Here is a 15,874-nt window from a genome sequence, read left to right as displayed (position 1 = left end):
CGAGAAAGGAAACGATCGGTATTGTTCTTGATACGAATGTTTCAATAAAATAAAACTATTATGAAAAAAACACTTTTTCTTACTGTGATGCTTTTGACCGGTCTGACCGCGATGGCACAAAGCGGTTCTGGATTTGGAATTAAGGGAGGTTTAAACTACGCAGGAAATGGAAACTATTTTGATTCTACAGCGGATGCTTTTGAAAATCCGGATAAAAACCTGGGCTACCATTTGGGTATCTTCGGGAAATTGGGAGGAAAAATATATGTAAGACCAGAATTGGTTTATACTAGTATAACGTCCGGATATGATGACGGAGATTTTAAAATGAAAAAATTGGATGCACCCGTCCTCTTAGGTGTTAATGTCATTGGTCCACTAAATTTATTTGCCGGACCAGCATTCCAATATATTTTGAACACCGACTTTGATGGCGTCACTTTAGGCGATGTGGAAAACGATTTTTCCGTAGGTCTAAATATAGGTGCGGGGGTCAACTTGGGTAAGTTGGGAATCGATTTAAGATATGAGCGTGGTTTTAGCGAAAACGAAGTGAATTTCATTAATACGAATGGTGGTATCTCCATAAATGATCGTATCGACACCAGACCGGACCAGCTTATTTTGAGCTTATCCCTAAAGATTTAGCGGGAATATTTCCCATAAAAAAGGCTTCCAGGGTACTGTAAGCCTTTTTTTATTTTTGCAAATAAGTTGCATCATTTAAGAATCCCTATCCAAGTGGTCCGGAGTACCATCCCCATCGCTATCCTTAAAGCCCACAAAATTTCCTTCATCATCTAATATAATTTCTTCTCTGGTAGGTATTCCATCTCCATCATCATCCGTATCATTGTGATTGGCCAATGGATCACCATCCGTATTATCGTTGTTAAGATTACCATCTCCATCTATATCCTCCAAAATAGAGGGGATACCGTCCCCGTCAAAATCGGTATCTTCTTCGAATGTAAAAATGTCCACTTTGAAAATCAATGGTGCGTAAGCTGGTATTGATGAACCAGAACCACGATTAAAATAGGCCAACCCCGATGGGATAAAAATAGCTCCGATACCATAATCCGAATATGATACCGTGCCATCTCCATTCACAATCAAATCTGTTCCGGATTTAAAATATTCTACACCGTTTCCAAATCCTTGTACCACCCCAGATAGATTGAATGTAACTGGCTGATTACTGGAAGCATCAAACAAGGTACCATCCAAGAGAGATCCTTCGTACCTCAATACTACGTTATCACCAATAGTAGGGGTATTTTCTGAAGTTCCTTGTCTTGCAATAAGATAATAAAAAGTATGTTCAGCAACTTCTTCATCACTTACACCAAAACCTGCAGATGCCACAGTAATCTTTTCCATGCCGAACTCTACACCGGGAAGAGAGCCACTATTCAAAATAGAGGTTTTGTCTTCATTCTCCCCTGCAATTGTGTCAAATTGTATCTTAAAATCAAAGCCTTCAAGTGGATCTTGAAAATCCTCGTAGTTAAAAAAGTGGGTACTCAAGAATTCACGTAGCTCCGCATCGTTCTCGGCGGCAACCTCTATTATTGATCGTGGAGGTACTATCGTCCCCGGTGAATCATCGTCTTTTTTACAAGACCAAATAATTAAAAAAACAAGCACAAATACCCCTATGTTTTTTAATCTCATCAGCAATAATTTAAGCGTGCAAGATACAATTTTCCCCTATTTTTGTAGAAAACCTTAACAAAGAATTTAGTTTGCCATGCGTATTGACAAGTACCTTTGGAGCACACGTTATTTTAAAACCAGGAACATTGCTACCAATGCCTGTAAAAAAGGTCATGTTAAAATCAATGACCAAACGGTGAAACCGGGAAGGGAAGTTTTTCCAATGGATAAAATCGTCGTTCGCAAAAACCAAATCGATTACCAACTTACGGTTTTGGATATCCCGGAAAGCAGGGTGGGCGCTAAATTGGTAGATATCTACCGAAAGGACACCACCCCTAAAGAAGCCTTTGAACATCAAAATCTTTTACAGTATTCCAAGGACTATTATCGAAAAAAGGGAACGGGAAGACCTACTAAAAAAGACCGTAGGGAAATCGATGATTATTTGGACACTAATGAAGAAATTGATGAGTGAAAAATTTAAAATGAAAAGCGAAAAGTGAAAAGTGAAAAGTTAATAGGGAACAGATAAATCTGGAACTTCGAACTTAAAACCTGAAACTTAGAATTATTAAATAGCGAAATGCGTTCAGCGCTTTGCGCATAGCGCACAATAATATCAAATTAAGCCTATATTTATCTCATAGAATTGAATGGCCATGCAGCAACAAATATTGACCCATCAACAGATCCAGCATAAAATTGAACGAATCGCCTATCAAATTTATGAAGCCAACGTTTCCGAGAAGGAAATTGTTGTGGCCGGAATACAGGGTGGCGGACTCCTTTTCGCCAAGAAAATCATGTCCGTGTTAAAGAAAATAACGGAAGCGGAAATTATCCTCTGCACAGTTCTTATGGATAAAAAAGATCCTTTAACAAGCGGTGTATCCACCTCTTTAGCCGAGGAAGCATATGCAAACAAATCGATTGTATTGGTGGACGATGTTTTAAATTCGGGGACTACCTTAATCTACGGAGTACACCATTTTCTAAAAACGCCGCTCAAACAATTGAAGACTGCTGTTTTGGTCAATAGAAACCATAAAAAATATCCGGTCAAGGCAGATTACAAAGGTATATCCCTTTCCACATCACTACAGGAGCACGTAAACGTGCTCTTCGAACCTAAAAAAAATAGGGTTTATTTAGACTAGTAACTTCCGTATTTGGAGTACCACGTCTTCAACCGATTTATATTGGTTGCCGATTTTATGATGCGCTTGATTATAAAAAAAACTACGCTCGAACAGGTGTTTTGCAATGAATTCCTGAAACTCTTCAGGAGCAATATCGGCTATTAGGGGTCTCTCATCCCTTTCCTTCATAAGTCGGTCACATAAAACATTTAAATCGGTTTTAATGTAAATCGAGTTTGGTGTTGCCTCGTTTATAAACCTTATATTGTCACCAAAACACGGTGTTCCCCCTCCAACGGATAGCACGACATTCTCTTTGCGATTCAAAACCTCTTTCAGATATTCAGTTTCCTTTTTTCTGAAATAGACTTCCCCCTTGTCTTTAAAAATCTCATTGATCGACGACTTTTCCGCGGCTTCAATATAATCGTCCAGGTCTAAAAATTTAACATTCAACTGTTTGGATAAGGCTTTGCCAATGGTGGTCTTTCCACTCCCCATGTAACCGATCAATATGATTTTCACTAGTGCTATTTTTTGTAAAAATCCGTCAAATTAAGCCGATTTCAAAAAAAAATAAATTTATGCACATTTGGACTTGGTAAATAAATAATAGGCCTTATATTTGCACCCGCAAAAGGGAAATCTTTGCAGTTACATTTTGACCTGGTAGCTCAGTTGGTAGAGCATTTCACTTTTAATGAAAGGGTCCTGGGTTCGAATCCCAGCCAGGTCACTGAAACGGATAACATCCGAGACCAAAACCTTGCTAATCTAATGATTATCAAGGTTTTTTTGTTTTTTGCGCTTCATACAATGTGTTATTATATGGTTTTAAAAGTTCACAAATCGTCAACATATTTTAAAATCGTCAACATAATCGTCAACACTGTTGTATATTGACATCTGGAAACAAAAAATACCAGCATTGTTGATTTGACTTTCGTCTCAATTATTGTTTAACGATTAAGACGAAAACTATGCGATCTTCTACATCATTTTCAGTACTCTTTTGGGTCTAAAGCCAAAGAGCAGACAAAAACAATTTATCGAACACTTATGTCCGAATTACCGTAAACGGAAAAAAGATCAATCTGAGCATCAACTAAAAAGTCGATATCTCAACTTGGGATTCAAAACGGCAGCGGGTAAAAGGTAACAGTACACAAGCCCGAACCATCAACTTACATCTAGATGAAGTGAAGTCGGAAATCGTTCAATGTTTTCGAGACATGAAATCAGAATCCAAAATCGCCACCCAACAACTTGTGAAGGCCAGATATTTAGGAGAGGACAAGAAAGACCACTCATTAAAGGACATATTCAATTACCATAATGAAAAAATGGGTGTAAAATTGGCCCCTAAGACTTTGTACCATTATAAAGCCAGTCAAAAATACATTTTGATTAGGTATCAAATGAGTATCAAAAAGATGATATATTTCTTCAAGATTTGGACTATAAATTTATTTTGGGACTAGAAAGCTTCTTGCGTTCCTATCGACCTGTTCATTACCAAGGTAATATTGGCAACAATGCTGTAATGAAACATATTCAGCGCCTTAGGAGAATGATTACGCTAGCATTTCATATGGAATGGATAGAACGGGACCCCTTCGTTAAATTTAAACCTAAATTGGAAAAAAGAGAACGGGAATATCTCACATTGGACGAACTCCAAAGCATCATCGAACTTACCACCTCCATGGAAAGGTAATCTACATTATAGGACTTGCTTATTCTTAATTGCTATGCGGATATATCCTATGAGGAAATTATGGACTTAACGAAAATTGTATTGTGCCTGGAGTTGATGGTGGTCAATGTAAAAAGGTAAATAGAAATAAAACAGGTAGCCCTTTAAATTCATATTATTACCAATGCTGAACAAATCATTAAAATACGAAAATCATCCTCGAACTAAATTTAACTGTAAATTGTTGCCCAAGATAACGAACCAGAAAATGAACAGTTACCTAACGGATATTGCCGATCTCTGCGGCTTTAAAAAAAACTGACATTTCACATGGCAAGGCATACTTTCACTACAACGGTCACCTTATCCAACGGTGTTCCCATAGAAACGGTTTCAAAACTCCTTGGCCATACCAAAATGGCAACTACCCAAATATATGCTAGGGTAATGAATAAGAAAAATAGCGAAGATATGGTGGTACTTAAGCAAAAGCTGGATAAATAATTGGAAGCTTTCCAAAAATTTCAACAGCAAAGCATTCACAATGATTACTCTTATAATTTTGTTCAAAAACAGACCTGAATATGAACTTCGTTCTTGTTAAAAAAGTTGCTATATATTTTTTAAAAATATTAATTATAATATTTACTAAGAGCTCTAATTAATAAATTTCCGTAATGATTCTAATATTTTGTGAAAAGTGATGACAATACTGAAAGTCGTCCCACATATAGTTAAAATTACACACGGAACCTTTATTTTTGAAGAACGGGTAACTTTTGGTCCTTTCGATTTACTCTTTGAGCTAAATTGAAAAAATTCGATGCCATTTGTCACTTTTAAACAGTTCGGTTTTAAAGGCAGCTAACATTTTCAAAGCCTTGAAACTAAGGGGACAATTTAGACCTCACTCTTATGTTCTAAATCAACTATTTTTAAACACTACCTCATCCATGTTGGCTTTGTATTGGACTTATGATCCCCACCAATAATGTCTCTGTAAAGTTCAGGTCTTCTTGCATTTTTGTACCTCCAACCTCCCGATTGCTGAATTTTTTCTTTTGTAATTTTTGAAATTGTAATTTCGTCTTTAAAGGACCTTATTTCAGATAATATTTCTCCATATGGGTCTATTATCATCGAATTTCCATTTTTTAGTTGTTCCCCATCATAGCCGATTGGATTTGTAAAGGCATAATAAACTCCATTGTCGTATGCCCTTGCAGGTAGCCATCGCATTAACCAACGTCTACCTTTTGGTCCATCAAATTCGATTCGTAATGAAACAGGGTCATTTTCACGATTCTGCCAATATTTATCCGCTACATAATCTCTGTGTGGCATTGCAGACGGTGTACATCCTGTAACATGGGGTGCAAAAATCAATTCTGCTCCCAAAAGACTTGTTGCCCGAACATTTTCAATAACGTTGTTGTCATAGCAAATTAAAATTCCACATTTCCAACCGAGTAATTCGAATACACAATATTCGTCACCCGCAGAGAGGTATTGGCTTATAAAAGGGTGTATTTTCCGGTATTTGGCAACTAATCCGTCTCCGGTTACGCAGATATAAGAATTAAATAATTTTCCATCTGATTTTTCCACGAGACCTGCTAAAATTGGAATTTCCAATTCCTTGGAAATTTGAATTAATTTCTGAACACTTTTTCCGTGCGGCACTTCCTCTGCCAACTCAGTAATTTGTGCAAAATTTAAGTCCTTTGTGAATGTGTAGCCAGTAATCGACATTTCGTGAAAACTGATTAAGTCCGCTCCGTTAGATTTGGCTCTTTCCGAAAGCTCTCGAATTATCGACAGGTTATATACTTTGTCACCGTCTTTAGGTTGAAATTGAGCCACTGAAACGTTCATAGTTGAAAGTATTTTCTATTTTAAATTTATTCCTTTATATAAAATTTTACTACTGTAAGTTGTTTATGATTTCCAATCACTTCACTGTTTACCTTCATAAAAGCCTTATTTTATACACAAAATTTCATCTAAAATAGTTAAATAAAGAATTCTCCAAATTTAGCGAAGCAATGAATGCGTCCCTTTAATTCGAAGAATTTTATTATAAAATATACTTCTTTGGTAAGCTAACTTATTAAAAAAGGTAGCCTTCAACTATTTCATAAATCAAACATCCGGTAAATAGTACTTCTTCGTAAAAAGGTAAAATTCGAGTTTGCGGAAATACTAGCACTTATCATTTCCTTTAGGTTTTCTACAATTGATCAAAAAAATACCAGATCATATCCTATTAAATATTAAGCTTTATCAAAAATGGAGAGCGCGCATCTTGATTTTCATTTAGTACGAATAAAGAATTTAACGATTTCATTTCGTTCCTTTTCCATCCATAATCAGTAAAGGCCTAGTCTTTAAAAAAATAGTGCAACTATTCAAACCCAGCTGGAATTGCCGGATTAGGTCAAACTTCCAGGAATGGATATTGTTTTTTGGAATAATTTCAAGAATTAACAATGTTATAAAGTGTTGAATTATAAAAATAAGCTCTTCATCGACTAATTGAGACTGTGAATAAAAATTAGTTTTGCAAAAAAACGAGGACGATTTAAAAAGAGAAAGAATTCGTGTTAAACCAACTTAAAATAAAAAAAATAACTTATATTTAATTTCGAAAAAAACAAATTAACTTACTAATTATATAAAATGAGATATTTATTCTTTCTTTTCATTATGTTTTCCTTTGTTTCCTGTAAACAGAAGATGACCAATAAGGAAATTACAAGTGATGTAGATGTTACTACTAAAAGCGATGAGCTTGAAATAATCGATGTTCACTCCCATTTTCAAAAAGACCGTGATTATTTTATTGATTTCATGAAGAATCGTAAGCTGAAAACGATTTTGGTGGATGTTGCAAAGCATAACGCTACAGACTCTACCAAAGTTGAACGCAGTTGGAACGAATATGTGGCCTTAGCGGAGAAACACCCGGATCTTTTTTGGCTATGTTCCTCTTTAATGGGCTTGGGAATCGATGAGCCAGATTTCGCCCAAAGAGAAATAAATCGCCTCAAAAGGGAAATTGCCCAAGGTGCGCGAATGGTGAAGGTCTGGAAAAATTTTGGAATGGTCACAAAGGACAATTCGGGCAAGTATATTCAAATAGATGATCCCAGGCTTCAGCCTATTTGGGATTTTCTGAAAGAACAGAAAATACCGGTAATGGCACATATTGCAGAGCCCATACAAGCATGGAGACCCCTAAATCCCAATAGCCCCCATTATGGATATTATAGCGATCATCCAGAGTATCATGCCTATAATTTCCCAAAGATTCCCTCGTATGAGACCATTATAGCCGCAAGGGACAATTGGATTTCGAAAAATCCCGATTTACAAATCCTATGTGCCCATGTAGGAAGTATGTCCCATGATGTCGATATGGTTGCGGAACGGTTAGAAAACTATCCGAACATTAAGGTAGAATTAGCTGCTAGATTTGGGGATCTTGCCACGCAAGATTCTAAAAAAGTAAGGGCATTTATGGAAAAATATCAAGATCGTATCCTCTTTGGTACCGACTTTGGAAACAATTCAGATCAGCTAGACTTAAATGCCGAGGAACTAACTAAGGAAAAAGAGGACTTAGCAGCGGATTATGATTTGTTGCATACCTATTTAAGCACTTCAGATTCGGTATCAATAAGAGGGCAGTCCAATGTCGGTCTTTCCTTACCGAAAGAAGTGCTCGATAAAATATATGTGGTCAATGCAAAGAAATTGTTAGAACTCAAGTAAGGCCACTATCCCTAGGCCTTACCAAAAAATATAAATGAAGCATTGCACCCCTAGCACCACAAACCTTCCTAAAACATCCAAATTTCGAATATTACATTTCGGTGTCGTTTCAGGAATTTCAGGTAACTTGAATAATTGATTTATAAAATTGTATTTTTTATCCATGCATTTAATTGACCGACTTCCCCTGTTTTTATTCATATTGATGGGATTGACTTCAGCATTTTCACAAAATGAAAACTTAAAGGATTTCACCCAGAATATTGGAGGTTCCAAATTGAACATTGAAATGATTGCGATACCATCGGGAAGTTTTAATATGGGGAGTCCCACTTCAGAGAATCACCGCAATTTGGATGAAGGGCCGGTCCATGAAGTAACACTGAACTCATTTTGGATTTCGAAATATGAAATTACGTGGGAGGTATACAATCTTTTTGTTAATCGAGCCATTGATGATTCAGAGAACCCTGTCACTAACAGAGACATTGATATCGATATTGATGCAATTTCCGGGGCGACCATTCCCTATGTAGATATGAGTTTAGGCATGGGAACCAGTGAAGGTTTGCCTGTTGGCAATGTTACCCGATATGCAGCAACGCAGTTCTGTAAATGGCTATCGGCGAAGACCGGACATTTTTATAGATTGCCCACAGAAGCCGAATGGGAATACTGCGCCCGGGCCGGCACGTCAACCGCGTATCATTTTGGTGATGACCCTAAAATATTGGATGATTTTGCATGGTTCTATGCAAACAGCGAGGACACGTATCACCAAGTTGGGCAGAAAAGCCCAAATCCATGGGGACTTTTCGACATGTATGGCAACGTTGCGGAATGGACCTTGGACCAATATATACCCGATGCTTATAAAGAGAGGAAAAACAGCACAGTATCACCATTTGAAATAGCCAAAAAAACCTACCCAATCTCGGTACGAGGAGGCTCATATAATGATGATGCAGAATATCTAAGAAGTGCGGCAAGACTTGGATCCAATGAAAATTGGAAAATGAGGGACCCTCAATTTCCTAAAAGCAAATGGTGGAATACGGACGCCCCTTTTGTAGGCTTCCGTATTGTTCGTGATCCTAAAGTACCTAATGAAAATGAAATAAATCACTATTGGGGTCAATAGCCCATAAATTAAATAATTGATTCATGAGAAGTTCAAAAAAAAAATCCGAAGTAAGGACAAACTCCTCCAGAAGAGGATTTTGTAAAAACACAGCACTGGTGGGGGCAGGCATGCTCCTACCCGGATTGGAAATGAGTGCTATGGCAAACATATTAAATGATAAGAAATTAAAACTTGCCGTTGTCGGTTGTGGGGGACGAGGTACCGGTGCTGCCAACCAAGCCTTAAAGGCCGACGAAAATATAGAATTGGTGGCTATGGCCGACGCATTTGAAGACCAGTTAGAGAATAGCCTGATGAACCTTCAGAAAGAATTTGAAGGAACCAAAAAAGTGAATGTTAAGAATGCCCATAAGTTTGTGGGTCTCGATGCCTATAAAAAGGCCATAGACATGGCTGACGTGGTCATTTTGGCAACAACACCTGGTTTCAGGCCCTACCACTTTGAATATGCCGTAAATGCGGGAAAACATGTATTCATGGAAAAACCGGTAGCCGTAGATGCACCTGGAATCCGTAAGGTATTGGAAATGGCCAAGGTTGCCAAAGAAAAAAAATTGAACGTCGTGGTAGGACTGCAGCGACATTACCAGAACAACTATTTGGCCATTGCCGACAAAATAAAGGAAGGTACCGTGGGCAAGATAGTTTCTGGCCAGGTCTATTGGAACAGTGCCGGGGTTTGGGTAAGACCACGTCAAGAAGGACAAACAGAATTGGAATACCAAATGCGAAATTGGTATTATTTCAACTGGCTCTGCGGAGACCATATTTTGGAGCAACATATACATAATATTGATGTGGCCAACTGGTTTATTGGTGAGTATCCAATATCCGCACAAGGAATGGGGGGCAGACTGGTACGAACAGGTAAGGACCATGGCGAGATTTTTGACCACCATTTTGTGGAGTTTACCTATCCCAGTGGAGCGGTCATCGCCAGTCAATGTCGACACCAGCCCGGTACTTGGTCCAAGGTAGGCGAGAATTTTCAGGGTACAAAGGGCAATATCGAAATGAACGATGCCGGGGCTGCAAGTATAACCGGTTTAGACGGGGCAAAGCTGTTCGACTATCGTAACCGAAATGACCCAAACCCATATCAAGTAGAGCATGACCGCCTTTTTGCCGCCATTCGAAACAATGAGGTTATAAATGATGCCGAAAACGGTGCAAAAAGTACGATGACAGCAATCATGGGACGTATGGCAACGTACTCCGGAAAGGTAATTTCTTGGGACGATGCACTGGCATCGGACAAGTTACTAATGCCTAGTGAGATTACATGGGATTCAACCCCACCAAGCATACCTGGACCGGATGGGTATTACCCGATTCCCACTCCAGGAGTAACAGAAGTTTTGATGTAGAAAAATATTAATATTGAGTCCGATATTTATAGCTTTAAGTCACAACAGATTAAAAATCGATCAATAGTTTTAAAATGTTTTAAAGTTGATTTATAGTATCAATTTACAGACTCCCTAGTATAGACAGAAAATAACCAATAAACCGAAAAAAAACCTATGAAAGTACTTCATGGGTTTTTTTGCTTAAATGTGTGACAAAACCAGTAAGCAGCAAAGGGTTCTAATAGCTTTCCGACCAACAAACTAAATGTCCCAAGGTTCTCTTTTTAAGATAGCCTTTCTACCAATTAAAAACGTGAATATACTTGGTCCACCAAACTTTTAAAAACTACAAGGTCAAATCTTAAAATAAATCTTGTGTTTATTTAAAAAGTAGGTTATGTACCAGAAAATGAAAAGCACAAAAAGGGCATTTAAGACAAGTATTAGGTCTTCAGGGAAATTGAGTGTTCCAAAAATACCTTGGGTAAAAATTAGCCCGAAACCTCTAAACCATTGTATGCCCACTGTTTCGGAAAACAGGTAAATGAAAATAGAATTGGTACCTACAACGGAAAAAACCTGTAACCACTTTTTATGATTCTTGCGTACGTCTATAAACCAATAGAACAAGGTCAAGGCCAAAAGGGTATATCCACCTGAAACTAGGGTAAAGGAAGTTGTAGCGATTCTTTTTACAATAGGGGTGATACCAGTTAAATCCAATAAGTAGCCACCTAGAAATAAAACCAAACCACCAATCAAAAACATTTTTATTTTTTCCTTTTCCTTACTTCTTGATAGCAATACCTGTCCACAAACTACACCCCAGATAGTATGAGCTGCGGTAGGTATGAAATTAATGGTGACCCAACCGCCCTTATTGATTTTACCCATAAAAACCATATCCATAAAGGATCCAAAACTCTCCCCATTATTATACGGGTTCTGGAAGTCATACATTCTATATAACAGTTCTGTAAGAACAAGTAGCCCTATAGATATTAAAAGCTGATATTTATGGGATAGGTTCATGATTGCATAAGCAATCAATATCGTAAAGGCGAGTTGAACCAATACGTTCCATAATTCCCAGACCAAGGCATGACTGTAGACACAATGAAGTAAAACACCGAATAAAAACAAAAGAAAACATCTTTTAAGTATGTGTTTGGTTACGTCGCCCTTTGAGGCGGTTGCAAGTCTTTTCCGCAAAGAAAATGGCATGGCCACACCCACAATGAACATAAAAAACGGTTGAATCAAATCCCAAAAACGTAGCCCGTGCCAGGGATGGTGGTGTAATTGCAATGCCAGCGGCTCTAGGAAGGTACCCTTTGCAAAATCATAAAAATTGTGATGGAAACCGGCTGCTTCAGCAATGAGCAAGAACATGGTGAAGCCCCTAAAGACATCTAATGAGAATAGACGATTGGATAATTTTTGATTTGATACTTCCATGTTTGATTATTTATTGGTTGGTTATCATTTTAACTATTGGAAAGCATTGTTGAAAATGCTAAAGAAGTGATATTCCGTATGCTATTCTGTATTGTGCTCATGGGCTATTCGGAAAAATTTAGAAGCATATTGATTTGAGTTCCCTAATAGGTTTTTATTGCAATGAAAAGTCCTGGAAATTCTTTACTGTAATGAATCCTTATCATAAACAATTCTAATATTGCCCTGGTTATCCTTCAATCTGATGGTCTGAATATTTTCATTTAAAAGGATACTTCTGCTATTTTGTGACAAGTAGCCCTCACCGTAATAAAACTCACGTTTGTAGCTTGTTCCATCTATTAGAAAAATTTCGGCACTGACCCCATTGGCAGGAACTTTAATAGAACGGTCCGGGCCCTTATGGTTATTATTTAGTTCAAATATTTTTAAAGCTGCGTCATTATTGGCTACGAGTATGTACATACCACCATCAACAGTTGTTAATTTTGATAATGCACTGGCATCCCAATCATTCAAAAAACCACTTTTCTCTATCGGTATGGACGAGAATTGGCCATTACCACCTCCTTTAAGAACTATACCCTTTATAGCATCATACCTCCCAATAGAAACTTCCGTTGTATATGAATTACCTGTTAATAGTGCATCCAAGTTCCCATCACCATCAAAATCTTCCACAAGAACACCTTCAATTGGACCCATCTGACAGATTTTAGGTAGCGCACCAATTGAAAATTCCCCGTTTCCTAAATTTTCCAAAAATGAACTTTCAAAAAGTTGGCTACGTAATATGTAACTACCTTCTATCTCTTCAGGCAGAAAGGCCTTTTGGAAGGTAACATCCGAATAGGATTCATACGATTGAAAGCGGGCTCTCATGGCACTGATTTGACCAATTATCTCATCTCGAGTGTGTACTATATATTCATCTCCTTCCGTATAATAGCTCATTACGGGATCGATTTTCCCATTTTTATCAAAATCCTTGGCATAAATAGAAACAGGTGTGTCTTTTGAGACATTATAACGATTATTTAGACCGAGATTACCCACGAGATAATCGATATCGCCATCATTGTCAAAATCAGCACCTGCCAAGCTGTTCCACCATCCACTTGTATTCAATAAGCCGGCCGTTTCTGGGGCCTTATAGACTAATTTCCCTTGATAGTTATGAAAAAGGGTGATGGGCATAAACTCACCAACTACCATAAGATCTTTCCAGCCATCATTGTCATAATCCGTCCATAAGGCCGATGTAACCATTGTAAGTTTATCCCAATTATCTATGGAAGCACTAATATCCTTAAATCCTATTTTTCCTGTTATCGGGTCCAAGACATTTTCGAGAAGATAACTTTTTACGGGCGTTGGATAGGCACCTGGGTTAACCCTTCCTCCTATAAATAGATCTAGATCGCCATCCTGATCATAATCCGAAGCTGTAACCACCGAACCACTGGAGTTTACCTCGGGGAAATCCATTAAACGCGTAAAATTGCCCGTGCCATCATTAACGTATAATCGATCTTGGTAAAGTGTACTGTCAATCTCCAATGAAACACCTCCACTTACCACGTACAAATCCAAGTCTTGATCCCCATCCGCATCAAAGAAAAGAGCACCCATATCCTCAAAATTAGGCTCAGGGAAAAAAGCACCTTCGCTAAATTGCCCCATTGGACTTTGTAAGAATAACCTACCTGAAAATCCTGCCGCACCTCCAATATAGAAATCATCCATGCCGTCATTGTTGACATCGCCTACAGCGATTCCAGGGCCATTTCGAGAGTGCATATGGGGTAATATAGATTGTATCTTAAAATCTACCATGGGGTCTTCCTGATGGATATAGGATATCTTCAAGGAATCGGTAACATTCGTGAACAAGGGTTCATTAATACGACCAACCATTGAAGACCCCATACTCTTTGCCAATGACTGGTTTAAAGTCAACAACTGATTGGCCTTTATATTGGTAAGTATCTGTACCCTTTCGTCTGGCCAGGTAATTTTGAGAGAATCAATGGAGGTGAATTTTCCAAGACCAAAATGTACAGTGCGGTCAACGGCAGATTCGTATCCTCTACTAAGATATTGTTCATAGTATTGGGTGATGCTATCGGTGGTAATTTGAATAGTGGCGCCCAAACCATCCAGATTGCCTTTCTGACCCTTAAGCTGTATACGCAAATAATTTCCACTGCCGGTTTCATTATTCGTATTCTCAAATAAAAAGGCCGGCTGATTGACATTGTTCACAATTAAATCCAGATCTCCGTCATTATCCAAATCGGCATAAGCGGCTCCATTAGAGCAGCTGGGCGTATCAATGCCCCAAGCTTGCGTTACATTTTCAAAAGTAACATCACCCCTATTTCTATAGGCATAATTATTTAATTTGGCGGCTGGCAAATTGCGTATGGATTCAAGTTTTTTTCGAAGCTTGGTATTGTAATCACCCAATGGATTGTCATAGATATTTTGATAATTGATATAATCCAAGTTTCCAAGATCCCTTAGAAACCCATTAGTTACATAAAGGTCCTTGAATCCATCGTTGTCATAATCCGCAAAAAGTGGGCTCCAACTCCAATCTGTACTACTGACCCCCGACATGAAACCGATTTCACTGAACTCACCCAGTCCCCTATTGAGTTGCAAGGTATTGCGACTATACTGTGGATCATACCCGGCATTCAGCATCAATTGGAACCTATCATATCCAGTGGATGATATAATCAATTTTTGCCTTTTATTGTCTTCAGGCCTCATATCCAACACCATGATATCGGTCTTCCCATCATTGTTAATATCGGCCATATCATTGCCCATACCCGCATAGGAGGTGTGGTTAATGTATTCGCTGAGTTTATTTTTAAAAGTCCCGTCTTTCTGATTAATATATAGAATATCACTACCAATAAAGTCATTGGATATGTAAATGTCCGGCCAACTATCATTATTGATATCCGAAATCGCAATTCCAAGGCCATAACCTTCCGTAAGGATTCCGGCATCTATGGTCACATCTTTGAAGGTGCCATTTCCCTCGTTACGGTACAGCCGATCATTACTGATTGACTCCCCGTTCAACTTTCTTGGCTGACTTACGTTAACGCTATGTTCGTAGGCCGCAGGATTGACCAATAGATACATATCCAGATCTTGGTCCTTATCGTAATCAAAGAATGCAGCGTGCATGGATTGTCTGGTATCCGCAAGTCCATATTCCGCTGCCTTTTCCTCAAAAGTTAAATCCCCTTTATTGATATACAACAAATTTGCCCGTTCCGATTTTTTAGCCCCTCCCGATACACATACGTAGATATCCAACCATCCATCTTGATTGATGTCAACCATGGTAACCCCGGTACCCCAACTGGAATTCAAAATTCCTGCGGTATCGCTGATATCCTCAAACTTTAGCCCCCCTTTGTTCAAAAAGAGCCGCCCGGATACCATATTGCCGCTAAAATAAATATCAGGTAGTCCATCATTGTTAATATCGCCTACCGTTACCCCGGCTCCAGTATATATGTTCATGAATTGAAACACATTGACGCTGTCATTCTCAACGATCGTATTTTCAAATTCCAAACCGGTATCTTTTGGGGATAAAAGTCTAAACAGTGTAGGTTCTCTGGGA

14 protein-coding genes and 1 tRNA gene are annotated in these 15,874 nt (G+C 38.3%); 10 read left to right on the top strand and 5 right to left on the bottom strand.

Going from position 1 to position 15,874, the window contains the following annotated elements; all coding sequences use genetic code 11:
* Positions 1–60 precede the first annotated feature (60 nt).
* Complete coding sequence (locus tag FEK29_RS06960; RefSeq protein ID WP_138257694.1) at positions 61–648, top strand: outer membrane beta-barrel protein; 588 nt, start codon at positions 61–63, stop codon at positions 646–648.
* A gap of 75 nt (positions 649–723) precedes the next feature.
* On the opposite strand, the gene FEK29_RS06955 is transcribed toward FEK29_RS06960, so the two are convergent.
* On the bottom strand, positions 724–1,677 hold the full coding sequence (locus FEK29_RS06955; protein ID WP_138257693.1) for an FKBP-type peptidyl-prolyl cis-trans isomerase: 954 nt from the start codon (positions 1,675–1,677) through the stop codon (positions 724–726).
* A 76-nt stretch (positions 1,678–1,753) separates the two neighbouring features.
* Here FEK29_RS06955 and FEK29_RS06950 point away from each other — a divergent pair, with 76 nt between their 5' ends.
* Both FEK29_RS06950 and FEK29_RS06945 read left to right on the top strand, forming a co-directional pair.
* A complete protein-coding gene (locus FEK29_RS06950; RefSeq protein ID WP_138257692.1) occupies positions 1,754–2,137 on the top strand; it encodes an RNA-binding S4 domain-containing protein in 384 nt (127 codons plus the stop codon).
* A 184-nt stretch (positions 2,138–2,321) separates the two neighbouring features.
* On the top strand, positions 2,322–2,819 hold the full coding sequence (locus FEK29_RS06945) for a phosphoribosyltransferase domain-containing protein (protein ID WP_138257691.1): 498 nt from the start codon (positions 2,322–2,324) through the stop codon (positions 2,817–2,819).
* On the opposite strand, the gene FEK29_RS06940 is transcribed toward FEK29_RS06945, so the two are convergent.
* Complete coding sequence (locus tag FEK29_RS06940; RefSeq protein ID WP_138257690.1) at positions 2,811–3,326, bottom strand: shikimate kinase; 516 nt, start codon at positions 3,324–3,326, stop codon at positions 2,811–2,813. The genes FEK29_RS06945 and FEK29_RS06940 overlap by 9 nt on opposite strands.
* Positions 3,327–3,464: 138 nt before the next feature.
* Between FEK29_RS06940 and FEK29_RS06935 the strand changes: the two genes are divergently transcribed.
* From FEK29_RS06935 to FEK29_RS06925, 4 genes are all read left to right on the top strand, one after another.
* A tRNA-Lys gene (locus FEK29_RS06935) sits at positions 3,465–3,537 on the top strand.
* A 496-nt stretch (positions 3,538–4,033) separates the two neighbouring features.
* Entirely contained in the window at positions 4,034–4,282 is a 249-nt protein-coding gene (locus FEK29_RS18025; protein WP_162515452.1) for a hypothetical protein, read from the top strand.
* On the top strand, positions 4,255–4,518 hold the full coding sequence (locus FEK29_RS17920; protein WP_161595328.1) for a phage integrase SAM-like domain-containing protein: 264 nt from the start codon (positions 4,255–4,257) through the stop codon (positions 4,516–4,518). The genes FEK29_RS18025 and FEK29_RS17920 overlap by 28 nt, the downstream gene beginning before the upstream one ends.
* Before the next feature lie 309 nt (positions 4,519–4,827).
* Entirely contained in the window at positions 4,828–5,001 is a 174-nt protein-coding gene (locus FEK29_RS06925; protein WP_138257688.1) for a tyrosine-type recombinase/integrase, read from the top strand.
* 438 nt (positions 5,002–5,439) lie between these two features.
* Here the strand turns inward: FEK29_RS06925 and FEK29_RS06920 are convergent, their stop codons facing one another.
* Positions 5,440–6,372, bottom strand: coding sequence for a nitrilase family protein (locus FEK29_RS06920; RefSeq protein ID WP_138257687.1), 933 nt, complete (start codon positions 6,370–6,372; stop codon positions 5,440–5,442).
* 804 nt (positions 6,373–7,176) lie between these two features.
* On the opposite strand from FEK29_RS06920, the gene FEK29_RS06915 reads away from it, so the two are divergent.
* The 3 genes from FEK29_RS06915 (at position 7,177) to FEK29_RS06905 (ending at position 10,782) form a co-directional block, all read left to right on the top strand.
* On the top strand, positions 7,177–8,271 hold the full coding sequence (locus tag FEK29_RS06915) for an amidohydrolase family protein (RefSeq protein ID WP_138257686.1): 1,095 nt from the start codon (positions 7,177–7,179) through the stop codon (positions 8,269–8,271).
* 163 nt (positions 8,272–8,434) lie between these two features.
* Complete coding sequence (locus FEK29_RS06910) at positions 8,435–9,412, top strand: formylglycine-generating enzyme family protein (protein ID WP_138257685.1); 978 nt, start codon at positions 8,435–8,437, stop codon at positions 9,410–9,412.
* A gap of 23 nt (positions 9,413–9,435) precedes the next feature.
* Positions 9,436–10,782: a Gfo/Idh/MocA family protein gene (locus FEK29_RS06905; protein ID WP_138257684.1), complete on the top strand. Its 1,347-nt coding sequence runs from the start codon at positions 9,436–9,438 to the stop codon at positions 10,780–10,782.
* A gap of 336 nt (positions 10,783–11,118) precedes the next feature.
* Here FEK29_RS06905 and FEK29_RS06900 read toward each other — a convergent pair whose 3' ends face one another.
* Together FEK29_RS06900 and FEK29_RS06895 are read right to left on the bottom strand one after the other, a co-directional pair.
* Positions 11,119–12,222: an acyltransferase family protein gene (locus FEK29_RS06900; protein ID WP_138257683.1), complete on the bottom strand. Its 1,104-nt coding sequence runs from the start codon at positions 12,220–12,222 to the stop codon at positions 11,119–11,121.
* 183 nt (positions 12,223–12,405) lie between these two features.
* The gene (locus FEK29_RS06895; RefSeq protein WP_161595327.1) at positions 12,406–15,825 is read right to left on the bottom strand and encodes a VCBS repeat-containing protein; all 3,420 of its coding nucleotides are present in this window, start codon (positions 15,823–15,825) and stop codon (positions 12,406–12,408) included.
* Between the last annotated feature and the right edge of the window lie 49 nt (positions 15,826–15,874).

Source organism: Maribacter aurantiacus (assembly GCF_005780245.1).
Lineage (GTDB): Bacteria > Bacteroidota > Bacteroidia > Flavobacteriales > Flavobacteriaceae > Maribacter > Maribacter flavus.
This window is presented reverse-complemented; position numbering and strand designations above follow the sequence as displayed.

Bases quoted from the DNA above. Each gene is read 5' to 3' on its own strand.
- FEK29_RS06960 (WP_138257694.1), top strand. From the start codon at position 61: ATGAAAAAAACACTTTTTCTTACTGTGATGCTTTTGACCGGTCTGACC.
- FEK29_RS06955 (WP_138257693.1), bottom strand. From the start codon at position 1,677: ATGAGATTAAAAAACATAGGGGTATTTGTGCTTGTTTTTTTAATTATT.
- FEK29_RS06950 (WP_138257692.1), top strand. From the start codon at position 1,754: ATGCGTATTGACAAGTACCTTTGGAGCACACGTTATTTTAAAACCAGG.
- FEK29_RS06945 (WP_138257691.1), top strand. From the start codon at position 2,322: ATGCAGCAACAAATATTGACCCATCAACAGATCCAGCATAAAATTGAA.
- FEK29_RS18025 (WP_162515452.1), top strand. From the start codon at position 4,034: ATGAAATCAGAATCCAAAATCGCCACCCAACAACTTGTGAAGGCCAGA.
- FEK29_RS06925 (WP_138257688.1), top strand. From the start codon at position 4,828: ATGGCAAGGCATACTTTCACTACAACGGTCACCTTATCCAACGGTGTT.
- FEK29_RS06920 (WP_138257687.1), bottom strand. From the start codon at position 6,372: ATGAACGTTTCAGTGGCTCAATTTCAACCTAAAGACGGTGACAAAGTA.
- FEK29_RS06915 (WP_138257686.1), top strand. From the start codon at position 7,177: ATGAGATATTTATTCTTTCTTTTCATTATGTTTTCCTTTGTTTCCTGT.
- FEK29_RS06910 (WP_138257685.1), top strand. From the start codon at position 8,435: ATGCATTTAATTGACCGACTTCCCCTGTTTTTATTCATATTGATGGGA.
- FEK29_RS06905 (WP_138257684.1), top strand. From the start codon at position 9,436: ATGAGAAGTTCAAAAAAAAAATCCGAAGTAAGGACAAACTCCTCCAGA.
- FEK29_RS06900 (WP_138257683.1), bottom strand. From the start codon at position 12,222: ATGGAAGTATCAAATCAAAAATTATCCAATCGTCTATTCTCATTAGAT.